This is a genomic window from Corynebacterium qintianiae (assembly GCF_011038645.2).
GTDB lineage: Bacteria > Actinomycetota > Actinomycetes > Mycobacteriales > Mycobacteriaceae > Corynebacterium > Corynebacterium qintianiae.
Window position 1 is genome coordinate 1,309,064 of sequence record NZ_CP064955.1, and the last position, 21,458, is coordinate 1,330,521.

The following is a 21,458-nucleotide window of genomic DNA, read 5'->3' on the forward strand; positions in this document are numbered from 1 at the left end:
GCTGGGAAAGTGAGGTACCTTTCCACCATGCCACGCAAGACCTACACCGAGCAGTTCAAGCGTGACGCAGTGTCGTTGTACGAGTCGACCCCCGGAGCCACGATCAACGCGATCGCCTCCGATCTCGGGGTCAACCGCAACTCCCTGCGCACCTGGCTCGACGCCTTCGGCACCGGCACCAAAACCAACGCCCACGGTGAAAAAGTCGCCAGCCCGATCGCCGCAGCCAACAGCGAACGCTCCCCGGCTGAAGGACTCTCCGATGCCGAGCGGATCCGCGTGTTGGAACGCGAGAACGTCAAGCTCCGGGAGGAACGAGAGATCCTGCGCAAGGCGGCCAAATATTTCGCTTAAAGAGACGAACTGGTGAACCGCTTTCAGTTCGTTGATGACCACCGAGACTTCTACGAGGTCAAGCGGTTATGTGAGGTCCTGAAGGTCAGCCGGTCCTCGTATTACAAATGGAAATCTGCTGCTCCTGCCCGCCGGCGACGCCTCGTCGCTGACGCGGCGCTGGGAGCGAGGATCAAGGCCGTGTTCACGGCCGAGAACGGCTGTTACGGGGCGAAACGTGTGACTGCGGCCATCAACGCCGATCCCGCCAACGACCGGGGCAATAGTGACCGTCTCAATCACAAGCACACTGCCAGGTTGATGCGGCAGATGGGCCTTTTCGGCTACACCAGGAAACGCCGGGTGAAGACCACCGTGTCCGCGAAACGTGCGCCTAAATTCCCTGACCTTCTGAAACGCCGGTTCACCGCGGAGAAACCGAACAAGGTCTACGTCGGCGATATCACGTACCTGCCGATCGCGGACGGGTCGAATATGTACCTGGCCACGGTCATCGACTGCTATTCGCGGCAGTTGACCGGTTTCGCGATCGCCGACCACATGCGCACCGAGTTGGTCGAAGAAGCCCTCACGATGGCTCACGGGGTCCGAGGTAGCCTTGACGGGGCGATTTTTCACTCGGATCACGGCAGTGTCTATACCTCTGAGCAGTACTGAAGCGTCCTGGGTTTAGTTCCGCTTCTTTTACGGCCCTGTGTTGATGGGCTCGGTGAGATAGTACTCGGTTTCTACTTCCTGTGGGGTGGCGTAGTCCAATGCTTCGTGAAGTCGCTTAGTGTTCCACCAATGCACCCACCGCAAGGTGGCCAGTTCGACTTCTCCGACCGACGTCCACGGGCCCTGGGCATGAATCAGTTCAGCCTTGTAGAGACCGTTGACTGTTTCGGCTAGTGCATTGTCGTAAGAATCGCCGACTGTTCCCACACTCGGGCGGATTCCTGACTCAGCTAGCGCAGTGGAATACTTCAGTGACACATACTGGCTGCCCCGATCGCTGTGGTGAATTAGCTGGTTTCCATGGATTCGCCCTGCAGTCGTTAACGCATGCTCCAAAGCCTCCATCGGCAGCGCGTTGGTGCGCATTGTCGAGCGTGTAGCGACACCAACAATTTTTCGGCTGAATACATCCACGACAAACGCTGTATAAGCGAATCCTGACAGGGTGCGAACGTAGGTAATGTCGGCAACCCAAAGCCTGCCTGGTGCCTGCGCACGGAAGTTTCGGCGCACAAGGTCCGGGCGATGATCCGGTGTCTTCGGGCTGATCGTAGTTAGTGGGATTCGCCCACGTCTGCGGCCAGAAACGCCTGCGAGTTTCATCAGACGTGCGGTCTTGTCGCGACCAATATGAACGCCTTCACGGTTCATCGCGTGCCACATTTTGCGGATGCCGTAGACCGAGAAATTCTCCGCATGCACACGCTGTATCTCTGGGATGAGCAGGCTATCGCTTAAGGCCCTTGCACTGGGAACACGAGTGGTCGCCTTGCGGTAGCCACGAGAGGTGATGAATCCACGATCTGCCTGTTTTAGAACTCTGCAGATGGCCTCGACCCCAAATTGATCTTTGTACGCGTCGATGTAGGAGATCATTTGGTCGTGGGTCGGTCGAGTTCCGCCGCGAAAAAAGCCGAAGCTGTCTTAAGAATCCCGTTTGCTCGTTTCAGTTCGCGGTTTTCACGACGCAGACGCCTGAGTTCTTCTTCCATTGTTTCGCCGCCTGAAGCGTCAGAATTATCGCGTACTGAAGCGCTGTCACGGTACCAAGCCCGCAACGTGTGGTGGGATACACCAAGCAGCTCACCGACCTCCGTGTAGGCGCGTTGCAGTGAGCAAGACTCCAGGCGGACCATTTCGATGATCTGATGGACCGCCTTCTCCTTGAACTCGACGGAATACTTTCTAGGCATAGTTCAATCCTTCCTTAGCTGAGGTAGGAACTAAACCCAGGACGCTTCAGTACCGGAGGTTATGTGAGCGGTTCGGTGTCACCCAGTCGATGGGTACGATCGGGACGAGCGCGGACAACTCGTTGGCGGAGTCGTTCAACGCCTCGTTGAAGCGGGAAGTCCTCAAGGACGAGCCTGTTTTCGCCAGTCAGCTCGTGTGTCGCCGGGACGTGTTCCAGTGGTGCATCCGGTACAACACCCAACGGTTGCACTCGTGGTGTGGCTACCGCTCGCCGAACGCCTTTGAAACCGCCGAATCAGCTACACTTACTATCGCATCTTGATTAAATCCCCGTGTCCACTTTCCGGGGTTAGGGCCCCGCCTGCGCTACCAGATGACCAGCAGGGAAGTAGTCAAACCCGAGCAATACGACCGCGTCACCTACGAACCCGGCAAGGACAAAATCACCCTCATCACCTGCACCCCGTACGGCATCAACACCGACCGGTTGCTCGTCCACGCGCAGCGCGTGCCGCTCGACCCCGACGCGCCCGAACCTGAGGTTTCCGGGTGGGGCTGGTCCTGGTGGATGATTGCGGTGTGCGTGCTGGTGCTCGGGGTTTTGCTGGTGATCCTGGTGCGGGCGCTGCGGCGGCGGGTTCGGGCTTCGGGGTCTGCTGGTCGCCACGCTGCGTAGGTGTTAGGGGGCGGCGTGACGGCGAGCCCGCGCTCAAACTCCATTTGATCTCGCCCTGGGGTATTAACGCCCCCATTGCCCGCGGCCTGAAGAAGGCTGTGTCACTGGCGAATCTGAACAAGGTTCCAGCCATCCTCCGGCGGCTCAAAGCACCGCGTGTGGAGGGTGCAATCTGCGGAGTGTTTTCGAACGTCGTTCTGCCAAATGGGATCGAATCAAAACTGCGCGGCCCGCTCAGACATGCTGCGCGCTTTGGTGATTTGTCACCAACGACGCTCCGGTGTAGACATATATCTCATTCCTTTCTGTTTTCTCACGCCGAACGGGAAAACATACCGGGAAATTCGCTCTGCCTAATGTCACCAAAGAAATGCGGGAAAGGTCAGCGGTATGCCCGGGCAATGTCGCTTCCCACCCTTGGAGGGTTTTCATGTCAGTAGTCGGAACTCTCGGCCTGTTGTCAGCTTCAGTGTTAGCAGCTGCCCGAGTCCTCATGCGAGTCGGATGTTTTCTCTTCGTCGCCTACCTTTTAATGTTCTCGGTATCCCTCGTGTTGACGTCGGTTATGCCCAAGCCCACGCCGGTGCCTGCCCGCAAGGCAGTGGTCAAGGCTATTCGCACACCTCATCTCCTCCCGCGACTGCGAATTCGGCACCCGCGCGCATACTAGGCGGATACGGTAATGATTCTGATTAATGGTCACGTAGTCGACCTCATCTTCGTCATAGCTGTTCTGGCTATTGCCGTTGGTCTTAGCTACATGTTCTTTATGATCTGGCTGTCAAGAACGCGCCAGAAAGTGTGGAAACCACGGGACTACCAGCCAGGGGACCCATCGGTAATCTTCGTTCTTCCGTGCCTCAACGAGGAGGCGGTCATCGAAGCCAGCCTCCGTCGCCTTTTGGCCATGAATTACCCCGACAAACACATCCTCGTCATTGACGACGGTTCGGACGACAACACGGCGGGAATCGTGCGCAGTGTGGATTCTCCGCAGGTCCACCTGTTGCAGAGGCAATTGCCGAACGCGCGGCTGGGTAAAGGGGAAGCGCTTAATGCCGCGTTTAGCCACATTCTTGACGGCAACCTATGCGACGTCACCGACACTGACAACGTGATCGTCGTCGTGGTCGATGCGGACGGGCGGATGGAACCCGAGTCACTACGTTACGTGGTTCCCGCCTTCGAAGATCCCGTGTTGGGAGGCGTGCAAATCGGGGTAAGAATCAACAACCGAGCAGACAGCCTCCTCGCCCGTATGCAGGACATGGAGTTTGTTCTCTACACCGAGGTGTACCAGCGCGCACGGGTGCGCTTGCGCACTCCTGGGCTCGGAGGAAACGGACAATTCGTGCGCCTCTCTACTCTGCAAACTCTTGGCCAAAAGCCGTGGTCGCAATCGCTGACAGAGGACCTCGATCTCGGTGTACGCACGCTTATCAATGGCTACCGACTTGACTTCTGCCCACAGGCCGCCGTTCACCAGCAGGGGCTAGTCAGTCTACAGCGCTGGATCCGGCAGCGCGCACGATGGTTCCAAGGGCACCTTCAGTCGTGGTCACTCGTCGGAGACGTGCTGACATCACTCAAGGGCATACAGCGCGTAGACCTGTTCTACCACCTAACCAGCCCAGCGCTAGTAATCACGGGCGCATTTTTCACCGTAGCGATGCTGCTCACGGCGCTCGGGCAAGTGTTGGCCATCCCCACGGGGCATCAAGGATTCCACCTGTACTGGCTCGGCGCATACTTACTTGCCTTCATCCCTATGATCATCCTTGGGTTGATCTACTCGCAGTCGGAGCCCGGAATGAGTCCGCTTCGCGCCGCGGGCCTTGCGCACTTATATGTCGCATATTCCCTTCTGTGGTCAATTGCGGGCGGCAAAGCGATAATAAACATCATGCTGGGCCGGCGTGGATGGGCCAAAACGGAGCGCATTCAGGAAAGCCCTAGTGAGGTCGAGAGCGCCATTATGGCGGAGCTACCTCGTGCATCTCAAAACGACAGCTCAGTAGTCGACGCCTGTGCTATATCGGAGAGATGAGGTTGAGAAAACTCAGCATTGTTGCTGTTGTCCTAGTCCTTGTCGGCGGATTGTTAGGGTTGAGTTCATTGCAGGGTTCACGTGGAGCGTCCCATAGAGAATGGGCCCAAGGAGGCCAGTACGGTCAGTGGCAGGTGGTCTACAACGGCTACGGAAAAGTAACCGGAAATGCACATGAAGTGGTTCTCGAGCCGAATGCCGCGTCGCACCTCGATGCGACTCACGCCGCGCTGGTCAGGACTACGGAGGTATTTGGCAACGTTGTCGAGTTTGAGCTGACGGTCCATACTGAGGCCCAAGTACGTAGCGGTGCGCCAAACCCTTGGGAGGTGGGCTGGGTGTTGTGGAATTATGAGAACGACGAGCGCTTCTACGCGGTGGCGCTCAAACCGAACGGCTGGGAGATCTCTAAACAGGACCCCGCTTACCCCGGTAACCAACGTTTCTTGCTCAGCGGAGAGAACTACACGTTCCCCCTCAATCAAGACCACCTAGTAAGGGTGCGCCATTCGGGCCATACCATGAGCGTGTGGGCTGACGGTAACTTTTTAGGTGAATTCACGGATCAGGAACGGCCCTACGAGGGTGGATCCATCGCAATGTACACGGAGGATGCACGCGTCCGGTTTTCCAATTTCGAGGTGGTTCGATGACATCTTCTCGGCGCGGGTTGAACGGTCTCCTCGCTACGGTCGCGGTGACCAGCGTCGTTGCTTCAGGAGCGCTCCTCTTCGGGGCCGTCGATGACACTCTCGTTCCCGGCGAGTCGTCCCCTCTCGTCAACGAGTTCGTGCGTACCGTTGACGCTGAGGGACCGGACACCAATGCGGTGACGGGTCGTCCCCCCGCTGAGGTTTTCGGAAACCCACAGGGTACCGCCTCGTCACTGATGCTTTTCGAAGATGGATCCGCAGACAGTGAAGTCGAAGCGATCGCCGCTGCAAACCTCGCCTCGCACTTCGGAAGAGTGCAGGTAAAGCCCGTCTCTCAATACGCGCCCGGTTCGATTGGTCAGTATACAGGTGTGGTGTATGTGGGAGAAGGACTCTCAAATCACTTGCCACCACAGTTCGTCAACGACATTGAAACGACCGACACCAAGGTGATGTGGGTGGGTGCCGGGGTGGAATCTCTCTACGGGGACGGCATATTTGCGGAGAGTTTCGGATGGGAACCCGCGGGGGAGGGAAAAGCTCCACGCGATGATGTACGAGTGGTTACCTACAAGGGGAAAAACCTCGAGAGGTCCTCATCGGCGTCCTCTATGCGTGTCCCCGAGATCCGCGACCCACAAGCAGTTGAAGTTCTGGGCTCTGGGTTTTGCGGGTCAATTACCCAACCTGTTGTGTGCCCAGGCAGCGGACCCGAAGGTGTGCCGTGGGCTGTCCGTTCGCGCAACCTCACCTACGTCTCCGACTTCCCTTTCGCTGGAATTGGCGAGAACACGCAAGCCATCGCCTTCGCTGATCTTTTTTACGACCTTCTAGCACCAGATACCCCAGCAGCGCACAAAGCGGCAGTGCGACTCGAAGATGTAGGACCTATGGCGGATCCCCAGCAATTACGCAAGGTGGCGGATCTCCTCCACGCCCGTGGCATCCCTTTCCAGATTGCGGTGATCCCCTACTACATATCGGAGCGTTATTCAGATCGAACGGACGACCGCTTTGTAGGCATCTCCCTCCTGGACAAGCCGGAGGTGGTAAGCGCCATTAAATACATGCAGGAGCGTGGGGGACAGGTGGTCCAACACGGCACGACGCACCAGTTCGCATCCCGCGAAAACCCCTACGTTAATTCGCGTTCGGGTGAAGATTTCGAGTTCGTTCGAGCGCAGTGTAGCTCTGAGCCGTACAAACCATACAAATTCGAGAAATGCGAGAAGGACTCGTGGGTTGTCCTTACCGGCCCGGTCGGCAATGACACGGTGGATGAGCAAGAACGTCGGGTGCGCGCTGGTCGCGATCTGCTAGTGAAGGCAGGGTTGGGTGAGCCGATTGGCTTCGAAGTTCCTCACTACGGCGCCACACCTAACGCCTACGAAGCAATCCGCCGTGTCTATGACACCCGGTACGAAGCTGGAACGTACTACGGCGGGTATGTGTCAGGCTCGCCTATGAGCCTCGACAAGTCGATTGTTCAGATTTTCCCGTACACGGTCTTCGACATTTATGGTTCAAGGGTGTTGCCCGAGAACTTGGGCAACGTCAGTCTCGAACAGATTAACAACCACCCTCCGCGCTCTCCGGAGGAAATTGTGGCCAGCGCGGACCGCAACCTGGTTGTGCGGGAATCGACAGCAAGCTTTTTCTTCCACCCGTTCCTCGACCCGGCGCTTCTGGAGCAGACCGTCGACGGTATTCAGGGCCTCGGATATGAGTTCGTTCCAGCGACGCAGCTATAGCCACTGCGTACCGCAGGAGATGCGTGCTAGCGTCGGGCGCGGAGAAATGTACTCACAACACCAGCCCGCGTATGCGGTGGTTTGGTTGCTTCCAAGGAGCATTCGGACCTGACCCCTTGGTGGTGGACACGCTGAAACCAGCATCTCGCTGGGAAAGTGAGGTACCTTTCCACCATGCCACGCAAGACCTACACCGAGCAGTTCAAGCGTGACGGAAGTGTCGTTGTACGAGTCGACCCCCGGAGCCACGATCAACGCGATCGCCTCCGATCTCGGGGTCAACCGCAACTCCCTGCGCACCTGGCTCGACGCCTTCGGCACCGGCACCAAAACCAACGCCCACGGTGAAAAAGTCGCCAGCCCGATCGCCGCAGCCAACAGCGAACGCTCCCCGGCTGAAGGACTCTCCGATGCCGAGCGGATCCGCGTGTTGGAACGCGAGAACGTCAAGCTCCGGGAGGAACGAGAGATCCTGCGCAAGGCGGCCAAATATTTCGCTTAAAGAGACGAACTGGTGAACCGCTTTCAGTTCGTTGATGACCACCGAGACTTCTACGAGGTCAAGCGGTTATGTGAGGTCCTGAAGGTCAGCCGGTCCTCGTATTACAAATGGAAATCTGCTGCTCCTGCCCGCCGGCGACGCCTCGTCGCTGACGCGGCGCTGGGAGCGAGGATCAAGGCCGTGTTCACGGCCGAGAACGGCTGTTACGGGGCGAAACGTGTGACTGCGGCCATCAACGCCGATCCCGCCAACGACCGGGGCAATAGTGACCGTCGCGATCGCCGACCACATGCGCACCGAGTTGGTCGAAGAAGCCCTCACGATGGCTCACGGGGTCCGAGGTAGCCTTGACGGGGCGATTTTTCACTCGGATCACGGCAGTGTCTATACCTCTGAGCAGTACCGGAGGTTATGTGAGCGGTTCGGTGTCACCCAGTCGATGGGTACGATCGGGACGAGCGCGGACAACTCGTTGGCGGAGTCGTTCAACGCCTCGTTGAAGCGGGAAGTCCTCAAGGACGAGCCTGTTTTCGCCAGTCAGCTGGTGTGTCGCCAGTCAGCTGGTGTGTCGCCGGGACGTGTTCCAGTGGTGCATCCGGTACAACACCCAACGGTTGCACTCGTGGTGTGGCTACCGCTCGCCGAACGCCTTTGAAACCGCCGAATCAGCTACACTTACTATCGCATCTTGATTAAATCCCCGTGTCCACTTTCCGGGGTTAGGGCCCTCCCTCCCCCTGCGAGGCTGGCTCACCCTGGCAATCGGACTAGGCATCATCGCCTGCCTGGCCAGCGCCTGGTTCGTCGCCACCGCGGTGCGTTCGGAGGAGCGCAGCAGCGGTTCCGCACTCATCTTTGCTATCTCTGCCATCCTCACCGCCGTGGGGTGGGGTTTCGGCATAGTCGGGTGGATTGAAGAGTTTCGCGCCAACACGGAGCTGCCCATTATCAACCTCGGAATTCTGCTGGTACCGGCGGGTGTGCTCCTCGGGGTCGCGGGTGTGGCTGCCGCGTGGGCTCAGTCGATATCGCAGGACGGCCGACGGTCTCACTAACGCTTACCGCACACCCCCGCTGGCCCGGGCGTACCCTTGAGCCTCATGGATACGCTCGTCCTCGCCGCAGGTGAGTTCGACCAGACCTCCGCGCTGGTCAGCTTCGCCTGGATCATGGCGGCCGCGCTGCTCGCGCCGATTATCTCCCAGCTCACGCGCGGTTACGTGCCATCCGTGGCGCTATTCCTATTGTTCGGCATGCTCATCGGCCCCTCGGTGTGGGGACTCGCCGGATTCGACGGTGGCATCACCCTGCTCAAAGAGCTCGGCGTCGGCGCCCTATTCCTGCTCGCCGGGTTCGAAATCGACCGCTCGAGCCTGCGCTCGCGCCAGGCGGGCAGCTCGCTTGTCACCTGGGTGTTCTGCCTGGTGCTCAGCACCGGCGGCGCATGGCTTCTACTTCGCGACGCCCCCCTCGCCCTCGTCGTCGGCATCGCGCTGACCTCCACCGCCTTAGGCACCGTCATGCCCGTGCTCAAGCAGCAGGGTTTAGAAGACTCGAAAATTGGCCGGTCCGTGATGATCCACGGCGCCGTCGGCGAAGTCGCCCCGATCGCCGCGATGGCGCTGCTGCTCAGCACCCGGTCGACCCTAGCCACAGCCATCATCCTGCTCGTCTTCGTGGTCATCGCGGTGCTCGTGGGAATCATGCCGCGGGCGATCGTCACACTGATGCCGTGGGTGCACAAGGCCTTCCTCGCCGGCTACGGCGAGACCAACCAGACCGTCCTGCGCCTGATCGTGCTCATCCTCGCAGTGCTCATGGCCGTTACCGCCGTCTTCGAGCTCGACGTCGTGCTCGGTGCCTTCGCCGCCGGCTTCATCCTCAACGCCGTCGCACCGAACGAGATCCACGACGACCTAGAGAAGGCACTCAACGTGCTGTTCTACTCCATGCTCATCCCGGTCTTCTTCGTCGCCTCCGGCATGGAGATCAACTGGCAGGTTATCCGCGACAACGCCCTCGCAGTCATCGCCGTTCCACTCATCATCCTGATCACCCGCGGCCTGCCGGTCTTCCTGCGGGAGAACAGCCACCGCGACGACGAGAAGCTTGCGGTTCTCGAGCGCCTCCAGGTCGCCCTCTACGCGGCCACCGGGTTGCCGATCATCGTCGCGGTGACATCACTCGCGCAATCTGCGGGCCTGCTCGATCAGGAGACGGCCTCCATCTTCGTCGCCGGTGGCGCGCTCACCGTCGCGGCCTACCCGCTGCTGGCGCGCGTGGTGGCGTCGCAAAGCAACAATGCCTAGCCTTCGATCTTCGAACGGCGGATGCGCAGCTCCCGTTCTGCCCCTCTGAGCGGGGATCCCGCAAACGGCAACGTGCCGAGATCGACCGCAGACGCGGCCCGTAACGCCTGCTCGATCGCGCTGCTGGCAACTGCCTGAGGCAAGCCGATAGAGTCAGCTAGTTCCAGCCAGTGCCTTCGGGATAGACCTTTGTCTCCGCCTGCAATTGGCAGGGCCATCGACATGTCGCGGTAGAGCATCGTGCACGGGATGTCGTATATCGGGGCAACGTTCCATCGGCCCTGCAGGTCACGCAGAATCGAAATGTTCTTTGCGTGAAGGTCACCATTGCCAGACAGCCACGCGAAAAGAAATTGTAGGTAAAGGTTCCGGGCCGCAACCAGAGGCGACGCACAGTGCTGCTCCAGAGCGTTGACCACAGTCTCGGTGTCCAGAGTATATTTCCGCCCAGGTAGGACACCCACCACCTGAGCACCATCCGCCATAGCTAGCTTTGTGAAGGACCCATTGGTACTCACCCGGTCGAATCTGGTCACCCACAAACCCACTACCCCGTGCTGATCCACCACCGTGCGGGCCTGAGCAACGGGGATTTTCAAGGCCTTCGCATGGGCAAGGTGCAGGGCCTCATTGACCACCAGATGCGGGTGGTCCGGCGGGTCAATTTTCAAGACCGCCTGCTCGCGTGCGCTCGCCACCGGCATGTTCACCATCGACGCAGAAGCTTTGCTCTGCACCCCAGGAATGCTGTGCGAATCTACGCTTTCGGTGATAACTCGGAAGTCGACGCTGTCCGTGTCAGAGGTAATGAGCGCCTCCGGCGTACGCGGCTGCTGCCCGCGCGGGACCACCTGAACATCGCCGGGGAGATCGCTACCAACCCCCACCGTTGGGTGAGCTCATCGTCCGGCGAGGTTTTCATGCTTCGCTTCAGAACGGTTAAACGGTGGCCTTCTGGAAGCAACCCGGCGAAGAAGGATGGCAAGCCAGCACCCCGCAAGGTCGTGCCCAGGGGCAATGTGAAGGCAATCGGCTCTCCCTCGTATGAGGGCAGGTAAGCGAACTGAACTTCGCCGGAGTCCTCGCGCTCTAACTCTGCTGCGAGCGTTCCCGCCTTATACACGTCGGCGCGGTCGATGTAGCGAAGCTGGTCACGGGGCTTCATTTCCGCACCTCAAGATTCAGGCCCAGTGTTGCCAGCACCTTGGCAACCGTCCCGACGCTGGGGCTGCCGCTCCCCTTCTCAATGTCGCGCAATGTGCGGTCTGAGATTCCAGCAAGTTCCGCTAATTGCTGCTGCGTCAGCATGTATTCTTTGCGCATAGCGCGAATCCCGGCGCCGATCTCGGCCACGATGTCGCAGTCAGACGCTGGCATTTCGGCACAATCCTTCCGATTGAGTGCAATATGGACAAGATTTTGTCCTCAAAGCGCCCGATCGGCAAGATGTTTCCGGTTCTTGAGCCCTCGACTCAGCGTTATTGATACTTCTGGTGCCGTTGCGCGGCGCGGGCGCGGCGGTCGTCGATAAGCAGCGGGTTCTCCTCACTCGCGGCCTTGCGCGTGGCGGCCTGCTGCGCCAGCGCGACACTGTCTTGCCCCTCGAGCTTCACGCGGCGCGCGGCAATCTCGGCCTGGGCGTCGTTGCGACGCAGCACCACCGGGATGTAGGCGAACACCGCAATGCCGACGGCGAGAATCGCCAGGTAGATGCCCGGGCCGTGGTGGTATCCGGCGTCGAACGCCGCGCTGGTGCGGCGCAGCCAAATCGCCAGGATGGAGATGAACAGCGACACCGTGGTGAGCATCCATCCCGCCGCGGCGAAGGCGAAGCGCTTGGTCGCCAGCACCAGCGAGGTCAGCACCCCGACGCCGATAAACGACAGCACGGTGAAGGCGTATTCCGTCAGCTTCGTCTGCACCCCGGCAGCCGCGTCGGTGAGGGCGAGTACCTCCCATCCCGCGACACCGCCCGCGAACGGGAGGAGCAGCGAAACGAGGTAGAGCACCACCGCCCCGACCAGCGCCCAGCGGGTGGCCGTCAGGTCGACCTTCGACGCTGCATTGCGCTCCTCGGCGGCGAGCTGCTGTGACTGGTCCATGGCGGGCACCTTTCCATCAAACTTTCGTTTGACTCTAGCAGCACCCGCCGGCGGCCGGCGCCGCGGCGGGCTGGCCGATCGCGGGCAGGCCCAGGCCCACGCCCACGGGTGCGGTGGTGGGCACCTGGCCCGCCTCCGAATTGTCGCCCGCCTGGGTGCGGCGGTGCGCGGTGATGCCGGAATCGGCGATCAAGTAGTGCGGCTTCGCATCCGTGACAGTGGCCGTGACGTAATCGCCGGGGCGCACCTCGCGGTCGGTGTCGCCGTGGACGGCGAAGTGGACGAGGCGGCCGTCGCGGGCGCGGCCCGACATGCGCTTGGTGGCGTCGTTCTTCTTGCCACCGGCAGCCTGCACCAGCAGCTCCACCTCGGTGCCCACCAGCTTCGCGTTCTCCTCCGCACTGATGCTCTCCTGCAGGGCCACGAGGCGCCCGAAACGCTCCTGGACAACTTCCTTGGGCACCTGGTTATCCATCGTCGCGGCGGGAGTTCCCGGGCGCGGCGAGTATTGGAACGTGAACGCCGAGGTGAACCGCGCCTTCTCTACTACGTTGAGGGTGGCCTGGAAGTCCTGTTCCGTCTCGCCCGGGAAACCGACGATGATGTCGGTGGTGATCGCCGCGTGCGGCAGCTTCTCGCGCACCTCGTCGAGGATGCCGAGGAACTTCTTCGAGCGGTAGGACCGGCGCATATCCTTGAGCACCTTGTCCGAGCCGGACTGCAGCGGCATGTGCAGCTGCGGGCACACGTTCGGGGTCTCGGCCATCGCATCGATCACGTCGGAGGTGAACTCCGCCGGGTGCGGGGAGGTAAAACGCACCCGCTCCAGGCCTTCGATCTTGCCGCACGCGCGCAGCAGCTTGGAAAACGCGGAACGGTCGCGCTCCAGGTCCGTGTCGACGAAGTTCACCCCGTAGGCGTTGACGTTCTGGCCCAACAGCGTCACCTCGGACACACCCTGATCCACCAGCGCCTGAACCTCGGCGAGGATGTCACCGGGGCGGCGGTCGAGCTCCTTGCCACGCAGTGACGGCACGATACAGAACGTGCAGGTGTTGTTGCAGCCCACGGAGACCGACACCCAACCGGCGTAGGCGGACTCGCGCTTGGCCGGCAGCACCGAGGGGAAGACCTCGAGGGCCTCGACGACCTCGACCTGCGCCTCCTCGCTAACGCGCGCGCGGTCCAGCAGCGCCGGCAGCGCCGAGATGTTGTGGGTGCCAAACACCGCGTCCACCCACGGCGCCTTCTCAATCACCGTGGAGCGGTCCTTCTGCGCCAGGCACCCGCCGACGGCGATCTGCATCCCGGGGTGGTTGTCCTTGGTCTTCTTCAGCGCGCCGAGCGAGCCGTAGAGGCGCTGGTCCGCGTTGTCGCGCACCGCGCAGGTGTTAAACACCACCAGGTCCGGCTCCGCCCCGGTCTCCGCCGCGACGTAGCCCGCTTCCTCGAGCATGCCGGAGAGGCGCTCGGAGTCGTGCACGTTCATCTGGCAGCCGAAGGTGCGGACCTCGTAGGTGCGGGGGGTGTTTTCGGTCGTACTTGTTACCACGGCCGTCAAGTCTATCGCCCTCCGGGGCGCAACCCTAACCCGTGCGCGGGGCGAGTGGGCGTCGATAAGCGCCGCGCGGAAAGTATTTCCCCATTCCGGCCCGAAACTTTCCTATTTCTAGTAAAACTATTTCCCATGACACAGGATTCGCAGCTCATGATCCGGATGAGCGGTGTGGAGAAGTATTTCGGTGACTTCCACGCGTTGAAGGACATCAACCTCGAGGTCCCGCGCGGCCAGGTTGTCGTCGTCCTCGGCCCCTCCGGATCGGGCAAATCGACCCTGTGTCGCACGATCAACCGCCTCGAAACCATCGACGCCGGAATGATCGAGATCGACGGGAAAACACTCCCCAAGGAGGGCAAGGGCCTGGCGAAACTGCGCGCCGACGTGGGCATGGTCTTCCAGCAGTTCAACCTCTTCCCCCACCTGACCATCAAGGACAACGTCACACTCGGCCCGCTGAAGGTGCGCAAGGAGAAGAAGGCGAGTGCCGACGCCCGCGCCGGCGAGCTGCTGGAGCGCGTCGGCATCGCCAACCAGGCCACCAAGTACCCCGCCCAGCTCTCCGGCGGCCAGCAACAGCGCGTCGCCATCGCGCGGGCGCTCGCCATGGACCCGAAGGTCATGCTTTTCGACGAGCCCACCTCCGCGCTCGACCCCGAAATGGTCGGCGAGGTGCTCGACGTGATGTCCGAGCTGGCCGCCACCGGCATGACCATGGTTGTAGTCACCCACGAGATGGGCTTCGCCCGCAAGGTCGCCGACAGGATCTTGTTCATGGCCGACGGCGAGATCGTCGAAGACACCGACCCGGAGTCCTTCTTCTCTCGCCCCCGCTCCGAGCGCGCCCGGGACTTCCTGGGCAAGATCCTCCCCCACTAACTACACAAGGAGAAGTCCCATGAAAAACATCTTCCGTTCCGTTGCCGCCACCGCCCTCGCGGTTGTCACCGCCGCCAGCCTGACCGCCTGCGGTGGCGAGAGCTCCGGCGCCGGTGACGGCCTGCTCGCCCAGATCGAGTCCGGCAACGTCACCCTCGGCACCAAGTACGACCAGCCCGGCCTCGGCCTGCGCGAGGCCGACGGCTCCATGAGCGGCCTCGACGTCGACGTCCTCACCTACGTGGTCAACTCCATCGCCGCGGACAAAGGCTGGGAGGAGCCGGAGATCACCTGGCGCGAGACCCCCTCCGCGCAGCGCGAGACCTTAATCCAGAACGGCGAGGTCGCCGCCATCGGCGCGACCTACTCCATCAACAAGTCCCGCTCCGAGGCCGTCAGCTTTGGTGGGCCCTACTTGCTCACCCACCAGGGCCTCCTGGTGCGCGCCGACGAGAACGACATCACGGGCCTCGAGGGCCTCGACGGCCGCATCCTCTGCTCGGTCACAGGATCCACCCCCGCCCAGAAGGTCAAGGACGCCCTGCCCGGTGTCCAGCTGCAGGAGTACGACACCTACTCGTCGTGTGTGGAAGCGCTGCGCAACGGCAACGTCGACGCGATGACCACCGACTCCTCCATCCTCGGCGGCTACTCCGCCCAGTCCCCGGGCGACTTCGCCATCGTCGAACTGGAGAAGGACGGTGAGCCGTTCACCAACGAGCACTACGGCATCGGCGTGACCAAGGACGACACCGAGGCCGTCGACGCCGTGAACAAGGCACTCGAGGCGATGTACGCCGACGGGTCCTTCCAGAAGTTCGTCGATGAGAACCTCGAGGGTGGTGTCGGCGTCTCCGAGGACAAGGTCGGCGACCTGTCCTTCCTGCAGTAACACCCCTCTACACCACCGGAAGGAGACCCCATGGAAGCCCTGTGGGCAGACCTATTGCCTGACCTGTGGCCGGCGTTTTGGACCACCATCAAACTGACGGTGTTCTCCGCCATCGGCGCCATGATCCTCGGCACCATCCTCACCGCCATGCGGGTCTCCCCCGTCGGTATCCTGCGCGCGACCTCCGGGTTCTTCATCAATACCGTGCGCAACACCCCGCTGACGTTGGTGGTCCTGTTTTGCTCGTTCGGTCTGTATCAGAACCTGGGTCTCCAGCTGGCCAACCGGGAGTCCTCGACGTTCATCGCAGACCAGAACTTCCGGCTCGCGGTGCTGGGCTTCATCCTCTACACCTCCTGCTTCGTCGCGGAGTCCCTGCGCAGCGGCATCAACACCGTCCACTTCGGCCAGTCGGAGGCCGCGCGCTCGCTCGGACTGGGCTTCGGCCAGATTTTCTCCCTGATTATCTTCCCGCAGGCCGTGCGCGCAGCTGTCATCCCGCTGGGCAACACGCTCATTGCGCTGACGAAGAACACCACCATCGCCTCCGTGATCGGCGTCGCCGAGGCGTCTCTGTTGATGAAGTCCACCATCGAGATGCACGCGAACCAGCTCTTCGTCATCTTCGGCGTGTTCGCGCTCGGGTTCATGATCCTCACCCTGCCGATGGGCCTCGCCCTCGGCTGGCTTTCCGAACGTCTGGCGGTGAAGCGTTAAATGTCCGACGCCAAAGCAACAGTGCTTTACGACGCCCCGGGTCCCCGCGCCCGCAGGCTGAACACGATCTACACCGCCGTCACGCTCGTGGTGCTCGCACTCGTCGCGTGGTGGGTGCTCTCCCGCCTCGCCGACAACGGCCAGCTTACGGCCGAAAAATGGAGTCCGTTCCTGCAGGCCAATACGTGGAGCACCTACATCCTGCCCGGCCTGTGGGGCACCATCAAAGCCGCGGCGCTGAGCATCCTGCTGGCTCTGGTCTTCGGCGTGGTCTTCGGCCTGGGCCGTCTGGCGGACACCGCGCCGGTGCGGTGGCTGTGCGCTGCGTTCATCGAGTTCTTTCGCGCCATCCCGGTGCTGTTACTCATGATCTTCCTGTACCAATTCTTCGCGGTGTTCGACATCGTCGCGCCGCGCGGGCTCGCGTTCTGGGCGGTGGTTGTCGCGCTGACGCTGTATAACGGTTCCGTCATCGCGGAAATCCTGCGTGCCGGCATCCGCTCCCTGCCCCGCGGTCAGACAGAAGCGTCCCACGCCTTAGGCCTGAGCCACTGGCAGACGATGTGGAAGATACTCCTGCCCCAATCCGTCGCCGCCATGCTCCCCGCACTTATTGCGCAGATGGTCATCGCGCTAAAGGATTCCGCCCTGGGCTACCAGATCGGTTACGTTGAGGTCGTCCGCGCGGGCACGCAGGCAGCGTCGGCGAACAAGAACTACATTCCGTCGCTGATCGTCGTGGCCATCATCATGATCGCGATCAACTATGCGCTTACTGTGCTGGCCACCCGTGTCGAAAAGCAGCTACGCGCCGGCCGAACGCGCCGCAACCCCTTTGCCCGGGTTCCCGCGGAACCTGACGAGGGGGTCGTGCCCGCGCACCGCGCGGCTCTCAACAGCCAGACACCAGGGGGCGTGCAGCCCGCGCCCTAAGGTGTGCACCGGAACAATCCCTGCGTTTGAGACGCACATCACCGGGTCACTGAGTTGCCGCGTCTGCCTCGACCTCCGCGATCCGCGTGTCCAGGACCTCCCGGCCCAGCCGCAGACTCAGCGAAGAGTCGTACCCGCGCCGCGCCATCACCCCGACGATACGGCGCAGGTACTTGTCGTACTCGGCCCGATCGGCCGGAGGCTCCTTGACCTCGCGGGCTTTCTTCTCCGCCACCGCGCGCGCAGCGGCTTCCTCGTCTGCGGCGGAAATTTGGGAAAGCGCCTCCTGGCGCAGCGGTTCCGCCACGCCTTTGTCGCGCAGTTCCATGTCGAGGGCGCGGGCGGACTTGCCGCGGCGGGCGGCGCGCTGGCGGACCCACTCGCGGGCGAACACGGCATCGTCGAGCAGGCCGGTGCGCTCTAGGTCCTTGAGGACGCGGTCCACTAGAGATGGTTCGAAGTCAGCGTCAATGAGCCGCCCACGCAGCTCCGACTTCGAGCGCGCCCTCTGGTCCAGCAACCCGAGGGCGCGCTGGCGCACCGGCGCCAGCGCTTCTTCCTCAGACCGGTCGAAGAGAGTGCCACCCTCCCCTTCCTCGTAGGCCTCCAGCGCTGCTTGTAGTTTGGCAAGCTTTTCCGGATCGGGAGCCGCCACGAGACCCTAGCCTTCGGTCGGCAGCAGGTTGCTGTCGGAGGCGCCGAGCACAGTGCCGTCGTCGTCTTCATCGTCGAAGTCGATGTTGGGGACCATGTCCACTGGGTCGTCGGTCAGCTCGTCGCTGTTCGCATTCGCGTAGGCGCCGACGCCGAGCTTCTGAAAGATCTTGTCCTCGATCTCGTTGGACAGCTCCGGGTTGTCCTTGAGGAAGAGACGGGCCTTCTCCTTGCCCTGGCCCAACTGGTCACCCTCGTAGGTGAACCAGGAACCGGACTTTTTCACGATCCCGTTGTCCACGCCCATGTCGATGATGGAGGACTCTCGGGAGATGCCTTCGCCGTACATGATGTCGAACTCGGCGATCTTGAACGGCGGGGACACCTTGTTCTTCACCACCTTGAGCTTGGTGCGGTTGCCGATGGAATCTTGGCCGTCCTTCAGCGTCTGGATCCGGCGTACGTCACAACGCACGGAAGCGTAGAACTTCAGGGCCTTGCCGCCGGTGGTGGTCTCCGGGGAGCCGAACATGACACCGATCTTCTCGCGCAGCTGGTTGATGAAGATCGCGGTGGTGTTGGAGTTGTACAACGCACCCGTCATCTTGCGCAACGCCTGCGACATCAGGCGCGCTTGGAGGCCGACGTGGGAGTCACCCATCTCGCCTTCGATCTCGGCCTTCGGCGTCAGCGCGGCGACCGAGTCGATAACAAGAATGTCAATCGCGCCCGAGCGCACAAGCATGTCAGCGATTTCGAGGGCCTGCTCGCCGGTGTCCGGCTGCGAGACGAGGAGGTTGTCGGTGTCGACACCGAGCTTGCGGGCATAATCTGGGTCGAGGGCGTGCTCGGCGTCGATGAACGCGGCAATACCGCCCGCGCGCTGCGCGGACGCGATGGCGTGCAGCGCCACGGTCGTCTTGCCGGAAGATTCCGGGCCGTAGATTTCCACAACGCGTCCCCGCGGCCAGCCGCCGATTCCCAGGGCAACGTCAATAGCCGTGTTACCGGAAGAAATGGTCTGAATCGGCGGGCGGTTTTCCTCGCCCAGGCGCATGATCGCACCCTTGCCGAAGTCCTTCTCAATCATCGCGAGTGCGGCATCAAGCGCATTCTGGCGATCTCCGCCAGCAGCCGGTGCCGTCTTCTTCTTCGCTGCCATAGTGTGTACTCCCTTAAATCTTGCTAGGCCGTTGTCTTCTTAGACTCTCGCAACCGGTATCTCGGTTCCACCCGGCTCCGAATTAACTGCCGTCAACCTAACGCATCGCTTCGACACCATCGGACACTACACGCAAACATGTTCGAAAGCGAGCGACGCGCCGCCGTAAGGTCAGAAACCCGGGCGGTCGATTCCAAGCTGGCGCTCTTCGGGAATGTCGTACGCTCTGCACAACGCTTCCCATGCCACGCGCGGATCGACTCCACTTTCGATCATCTCCGAGGCGGTCTGGTTATGCGGGGGCAGAACCTGGGAGTCCATGACCCAACCCGCGTTAGCCGGGCCGAACTCGTCCTCCACCAGCTGGTGAAACTCCGTCAAACGCATGCGCCCAATGTACACGGGCGCCCCGTAACGACACCGAGATACCGGCCCTTGAACACCGTTCAAGTAGGGTACTTCCCATGACAAACACAACCTCCGCCACGAAGGCGTCCAGCACCACCTCCGACATCGCGTTCGTCGCTGTATTCACCGCCCTGATCATCGTCCTCGGGTTTGTCGCCGTCCCCGTCGGCGCGCTCGGCGTGCCGATCCTGCTGCAGAACACCGCGATCATTCTCGCAGCCCTCGTGCTCGGACCCAGGCGCGGTTTCTTCGTCGCGGCCCTGTTCCTCCTCATCGGGTTCATTTTCCCGGTCCTGGCGGGCGGGCGCACCACCTACTTCGCGCTGAGCTCCCCCACCGTCGGCTACGTCATCTCCTACCTCATTGCGGTGCCCGTCGCAGGCTTCATCGCTGCGCGAGTTATTGGTAAGCCCAAGGGTGCCAAGGTCGCACTCTTCATCGTTGCGGGCTTCCTCGGCCTCGCCATCCAGTACCTCCTGGGAGCCGCCGGCATGGTCCTCCGCGCCGGCCTCGACGTCCCTGCGGCAGCGGCGGCGCAGCTTCCGTTCATCCCCACCGATGCCATCGAGATGGCCATCATGGTCGCTATCGCCATCGGCGTCCACACGGCCTTCCCGGACCTGCTGCGCCGCGAGGCCCGCTAGCCCGTGCCCGCAATCCGCTTCGACGGCGCCAGCGTCAGCTACGAAGGCACTACCGTCCTACAGCCCCTCACTCTCGAGCTCGCCGAACGCCGCATCGGCATCATCGGGTCGAACGGCTCGGGCAAATCCACGCTGGTGCGCCTCATCAACGGGCTGATCACCCCCTCCACGGGGCGCGTGCTTGTCGACGCCCTCGATCCCGCGACCGACGGAAAACACGTACGCCGCCGGGTGGGTTTCGTCTTCTCCGACGCCGAGTCACAGATCGTCATGCCTCGCGTGGCCGACGACATTGCTTTTTCCCTGCGCCGCTTCAAGCTCCCGCGTTCCGAGGTGGCGCGCCGCGTCGACGAAGTCCTGGAGCGCTTCGGCCTCGCCGAGAAACGCGACAACTCCCCGCACACCCTATCCGGCGGCGAAAAGCAGCTGCTCGCCCTCGCCGCGGTGCTCGTCATCCAACCGGACACTGTCATCGCCGACGAGCCCACCACCCTGCTCGACATGCGAAACCGCCGCCGCATCATCCGTGAGCTCAGCACCCTCGATCAGCAGCTCATCGTGGTCACCCACGACCTTGACATGTTGCGCGACTTCGACCGGGTGCTCTGCCTCGACAACGGCCGCGTGCTTTTCGACGGCCCCCCGGACCGCGCCGCCTTCTTCTACACCACCTTGCTGGATGGGCAGCCGTGATCAGCTACGTCCCCCTCGGCGTCTACGTCCCCGGTGATACCCCTCTACACCGCACCCCGCCGACCGTGAAGCTGCTGGCCTTGCTCGTCTTCGCGGTCCTCATCACGGCGCTGCCTACCCAGCCATGGCACACCGTCGCAGCACTATTTGCCGTTTCGGTTCTCTACACTCTCGCCCGGATACCCTTCGGCACCGCGGTGCGCCAGCTCACCCCGGTTGTCCCGCTCGTCGCGCTACTAGGCGCATACTTGTGGTGGCAGAACGGGCCCGCCCAGGCGTTGACGATCACATTCGGCCTGCTGGCGACGTTGGCCGCCGCAAACCTGCTCACGCTCACCACCACCATCGAGCAGCTGATGACCGCGCTTGAGCGCAATATGGCGCCGCTGGCCCGGTTTGGCCTGCCGGTAAAAAACATTAGCCTGGCCATCTCATTGACCGTCCGGCTGATCCCGCTGATGCTTCAGACGGTCAACGAGGTCCTCGACGCACGAAAGGCCCGCGGTGCGGGTCTTTCTTTGGCGGCGTTCGGGACGCCGGTGGTGATTCGCAGTATCCGCCGCGCCCAGAATGTGGGCGAGGCACTGATGGCGCGGGGCGCCGGGGACTAACG

23 protein-coding genes and 3 pseudogenes are annotated in these 21,458 nt (G+C 61.9%); 17 read left to right on the forward strand and 9 right to left on the reverse strand.

All coding sequences use genetic code 11. The annotated features are described in order from the left end of the window. Positions 1-27 precede the first annotated feature (27 nt). Positions 28-1,008 (forward strand): annotated as a pseudogene (locus G7Y29_RS10855) (IS3 family transposase); the annotation flags it as partial. 30 nt (positions 1,009-1,038) lie between these two features. On the opposite strand, the gene G7Y29_RS06455 reads toward G7Y29_RS10855, so the two are convergent. Further along, a protein-coding gene (locus G7Y29_RS06455) for an IS3 family transposase (RefSeq protein ID WP_196820124.1) occupies positions 1,039-2,264 on the reverse strand; the annotation gives its coding sequence in 2 pieces (ribosomal slippage) (positions 1,039-1,985 and positions 1,985-2,264; 1,227 coding nt in all). 50 nt (positions 2,265-2,314) lie between these two features. On the opposite strand from G7Y29_RS06455, the pseudogene G7Y29_RS06460 reads away from it, so the two are divergent. The 9 genes and pseudogenes from G7Y29_RS06460 to G7Y29_RS06495 form a co-directional block, all read left to right on the forward strand. Beyond that, a pseudogene (locus G7Y29_RS06460) lies at positions 2,315-2,587 on the forward strand (integrase core domain-containing protein); the annotation flags it as partial. Positions 2,588-2,638: 51 nt separating this feature from the next. Then, a complete protein-coding gene (locus G7Y29_RS06465) occupies positions 2,639-2,941 on the forward strand; it encodes a sortase (RefSeq protein ID WP_249399712.1) in 303 nt (100 codons plus the stop codon). Positions 2,942-3,623: 682 nt separating this feature from the next. Further along, the gene (locus G7Y29_RS06470; protein WP_165005147.1) at positions 3,624-4,988 is read left to right on the forward strand and encodes a glycosyltransferase family 2 protein; all 1,365 of its coding nucleotides are present in this window, start codon (positions 3,624-3,626) and stop codon (positions 4,986-4,988) included. A gap of 134 nt (positions 4,989-5,122) precedes the next feature. Then, a complete protein-coding gene (locus G7Y29_RS06475; RefSeq protein WP_165005146.1) occupies positions 5,123-5,641 on the forward strand; it encodes a calcium-binding protein in 519 nt (172 codons plus the stop codon). After that, positions 5,638-7,392 carry a polysaccharide deacetylase family protein gene (locus tag G7Y29_RS06480; protein ID WP_165005144.1) on the forward strand — a complete coding sequence of 585 codons (1,755 nt, stop codon included), beginning with the start codon at positions 5,638-5,640 and terminating at the stop codon, positions 7,390-7,392. The genes G7Y29_RS06475 and G7Y29_RS06480 overlap by 4 nt, the downstream gene beginning before the upstream one ends. Before the next feature lie 208 nt (positions 7,393-7,600). Next, entirely contained in the window at positions 7,601-7,894 is a 294-nt protein-coding gene (locus G7Y29_RS11010) for a transposase (RefSeq protein ID WP_430393272.1), read from the forward strand. Positions 7,895-7,918: 24 nt separating this feature from the next. Next, positions 7,919-8,586, forward strand: a pseudogene (locus G7Y29_RS06485) (DDE-type integrase/transposase/recombinase); the annotation flags it as partial. Between the two features lie 123 nt (positions 8,587-8,709). After that, entirely contained in the window at positions 8,710-8,949 is a 240-nt protein-coding gene (locus G7Y29_RS06490) for a hypothetical protein (protein ID WP_196820126.1), read from the forward strand. A 45-nt stretch (positions 8,950-8,994) separates the two neighbouring features. Next, positions 8,995-10,203 (forward strand): cation:proton antiporter, encoded by a 1,209-nt coding sequence (locus tag G7Y29_RS06495; protein WP_196820127.1) that lies wholly within the window; start codon positions 8,995-8,997, stop codon positions 10,201-10,203. Here G7Y29_RS06495 and G7Y29_RS10860 read toward each other — a convergent pair. The 5 genes from G7Y29_RS10860 to miaB all read right to left on the reverse strand — a co-directional run bounded on the left by G7Y29_RS10860 (position 10,200) and on the right by miaB (position 13,857). Further along, a complete protein-coding gene (locus G7Y29_RS10860; protein WP_249399713.1) occupies positions 10,200-10,940 on the reverse strand; it encodes a type II toxin-antitoxin system HipA family toxin in 741 nt (246 codons plus the stop codon). The genes G7Y29_RS06495 and G7Y29_RS10860 overlap by 4 nt on opposite strands. A 20-nt stretch (positions 10,941-10,960) precedes the next feature. Next, positions 10,961-11,368 carry a HipA N-terminal domain-containing protein gene (locus tag G7Y29_RS11015; protein ID WP_430393273.1) on the reverse strand — a complete coding sequence of 136 codons (408 nt, stop codon included), beginning with the start codon at positions 11,366-11,368 and terminating at the stop codon, positions 10,961-10,963. After that, positions 11,365-11,580, reverse strand: coding sequence for a helix-turn-helix domain-containing protein (locus G7Y29_RS06505; RefSeq protein WP_165002496.1), 216 nt, complete (start codon positions 11,578-11,580; stop codon positions 11,365-11,367). Before G7Y29_RS06505 ends, G7Y29_RS11015 begins: the two co-directional genes overlap by 4 nt. 101 nt (positions 11,581-11,681) lie before the next feature. Continuing rightward, positions 11,682-12,305, reverse strand: coding sequence for an Rv2732c family membrane protein (locus tag G7Y29_RS06510; protein WP_165002497.1), 624 nt, complete (start codon positions 12,303-12,305; stop codon positions 11,682-11,684). Positions 12,306-12,339: 34 nt separating this feature from the next. Continuing rightward, on the reverse strand, positions 12,340-13,857 hold the full coding sequence (gene miaB / locus G7Y29_RS06515; protein WP_165002498.1) for a tRNA (N6-isopentenyl adenosine(37)-C2)-methylthiotransferase MiaB: 1,518 nt from the start codon (positions 13,855-13,857) through the stop codon (positions 12,340-12,342). A gap of 156 nt (positions 13,858-14,013) precedes the next feature. On the opposite strand from miaB, the gene gluA reads away from it, so the two are divergent. The 4 genes from gluA to G7Y29_RS06535 are packed head-to-tail and all read left to right on the forward strand — an operon-like array spanning position 14,014 to position 17,284. Further along, positions 14,014-14,742 carry a glutamate ABC transporter ATP-binding protein GluA gene (gene gluA / locus G7Y29_RS06520; RefSeq protein WP_165002768.1) on the forward strand — a complete coding sequence of 243 codons (729 nt, stop codon included), beginning with the start codon at positions 14,014-14,016 and terminating at the stop codon, positions 14,740-14,742. 19 nt (positions 14,743-14,761) lie between these two features. Further along, positions 14,762-15,634, forward strand: coding sequence for a glutamate ABC transporter substrate-binding protein (locus tag G7Y29_RS06525; protein WP_165002499.1), 873 nt, complete (start codon positions 14,762-14,764; stop codon positions 15,632-15,634). Positions 15,635-15,664: 30 nt separating this feature from the next. Further along, positions 15,665-16,351 carry a glutamate ABC transporter permease GluC gene (gene gluC / locus G7Y29_RS06530; RefSeq protein ID WP_165002500.1) on the forward strand — a complete coding sequence of 229 codons (687 nt, stop codon included), beginning with the start codon at positions 15,665-15,667 and terminating at the stop codon, positions 16,349-16,351. Then, positions 16,352-17,284, forward strand: a complete 933-nt coding sequence (locus G7Y29_RS06535) for an amino acid ABC transporter permease (protein WP_165002501.1) — start codon at positions 16,352-16,354, stop codon at positions 17,282-17,284. A 46-nt stretch (positions 17,285-17,330) separates the two neighbouring features. Here the strand turns inward: G7Y29_RS06535 and recX are convergent, their stop codons facing one another. From recX to G7Y29_RS06550, 3 genes are all read right to left on the reverse strand, one after another. Then, complete coding sequence (gene recX, locus G7Y29_RS06540) at positions 17,331-17,939, reverse strand: recombination regulator RecX (protein WP_165002502.1); 609 nt, start codon at positions 17,937-17,939, stop codon at positions 17,331-17,333. 6 nt (positions 17,940-17,945) lie between these two features. Further along, positions 17,946-19,100, reverse strand: a complete 1,155-nt coding sequence (gene recA, locus G7Y29_RS06545; RefSeq protein ID WP_165002503.1) for a recombinase RecA — start codon at positions 19,098-19,100, stop codon at positions 17,946-17,948. 171 nt (positions 19,101-19,271) lie between these two features. Further along, positions 19,272-19,487, reverse strand: coding sequence for a DUF3046 domain-containing protein (locus G7Y29_RS06550; protein ID WP_165002504.1), 216 nt, complete (start codon positions 19,485-19,487; stop codon positions 19,272-19,274). Between the two features lie 77 nt (positions 19,488-19,564). Between G7Y29_RS06550 and G7Y29_RS06555 the strand changes: the two genes are divergently transcribed. The 3 genes from G7Y29_RS06555 to G7Y29_RS06565 are packed head-to-tail and all read left to right on the forward strand — an operon-like array spanning position 19,565 to position 21,456. Next, positions 19,565-20,152 (forward strand): biotin transporter BioY, encoded by a 588-nt coding sequence (locus G7Y29_RS06555; RefSeq protein ID WP_165002505.1) that lies wholly within the window; start codon positions 19,565-19,567, stop codon positions 20,150-20,152. 3 nt (positions 20,153-20,155) lie between these two features. Beyond that, the gene (locus G7Y29_RS06560; RefSeq protein WP_165002506.1) at positions 20,156-20,845 is read left to right on the forward strand and encodes an energy-coupling factor ABC transporter ATP-binding protein; all 690 of its coding nucleotides are present in this window, start codon (positions 20,156-20,158) and stop codon (positions 20,843-20,845) included. Continuing rightward, on the forward strand, positions 20,842-21,456 hold the full coding sequence (locus tag G7Y29_RS06565) for an energy-coupling factor transporter transmembrane component T family protein (RefSeq protein WP_196820129.1): 615 nt from the start codon (positions 20,842-20,844) through the stop codon (positions 21,454-21,456). The genes G7Y29_RS06560 and G7Y29_RS06565 overlap by 4 nt, the downstream gene beginning before the upstream one ends. The last annotated feature ends 2 nt before the right edge of the window (positions 21,457-21,458 follow it).

Excerpts from the sequence above, each read along its gene's own strand:
- G7Y29_RS06465 (WP_249399712.1), top strand. The coding sequence starts at position 2,639 with ATGACCAGCAGGGAAGTAGTCAAACCCGAGCAATACGACCGCGTCACC.
- G7Y29_RS06470 (WP_165005147.1), top strand. The coding sequence starts at position 3,624 with ATGATTCTGATTAATGGTCACGTAGTCGACCTCATCTTCGTCATAGCT.
- G7Y29_RS06480 (WP_165005144.1), top strand. The coding sequence starts at position 5,638 with ATGACATCTTCTCGGCGCGGGTTGAACGGTCTCCTCGCTACGGTCGCG.
- G7Y29_RS06495 (WP_196820127.1), top strand. The coding sequence starts at position 8,995 with ATGGATACGCTCGTCCTCGCCGCAGGTGAGTTCGACCAGACCTCCGCG.
- G7Y29_RS11015 (WP_430393273.1), bottom strand. The coding sequence starts at position 11,368 with ATGAAGCCCCGTGACCAGCTTCGCTACATCGACCGCGCCGACGTGTAT.
- G7Y29_RS06505 (WP_165002496.1), bottom strand. The coding sequence starts at position 11,580 with ATGCCAGCGTCTGACTGCGACATCGTGGCCGAGATCGGCGCCGGGATT.
- G7Y29_RS06510 (WP_165002497.1), bottom strand. The coding sequence starts at position 12,305 with ATGGACCAGTCACAGCAGCTCGCCGCCGAGGAGCGCAATGCAGCGTCG.
- gluA (WP_165002768.1), top strand. The coding sequence starts at position 14,014 with ATGATCCGGATGAGCGGTGTGGAGAAGTATTTCGGTGACTTCCACGCG.
- G7Y29_RS06525 (WP_165002499.1), top strand. The coding sequence starts at position 14,762 with ATGAAAAACATCTTCCGTTCCGTTGCCGCCACCGCCCTCGCGGTTGTC.
- gluC (WP_165002500.1), top strand. The coding sequence starts at position 15,665 with ATGGAAGCCCTGTGGGCAGACCTATTGCCTGACCTGTGGCCGGCGTTT.
- G7Y29_RS06535 (WP_165002501.1), top strand. The coding sequence starts at position 16,352 with ATGTCCGACGCCAAAGCAACAGTGCTTTACGACGCCCCGGGTCCCCGC.
- recA (WP_165002503.1), bottom strand. The coding sequence starts at position 19,100 with ATGGCAGCGAAGAAGAAGACGGCACCGGCTGCTGGCGGAGATCGCCAG.
- G7Y29_RS06550 (WP_165002504.1), bottom strand. The coding sequence starts at position 19,487 with ATGCGTTTGACGGAGTTTCACCAGCTGGTGGAGGACGAGTTCGGCCCG.
- G7Y29_RS06555 (WP_165002505.1), top strand. The coding sequence starts at position 19,565 with ATGACAAACACAACCTCCGCCACGAAGGCGTCCAGCACCACCTCCGAC.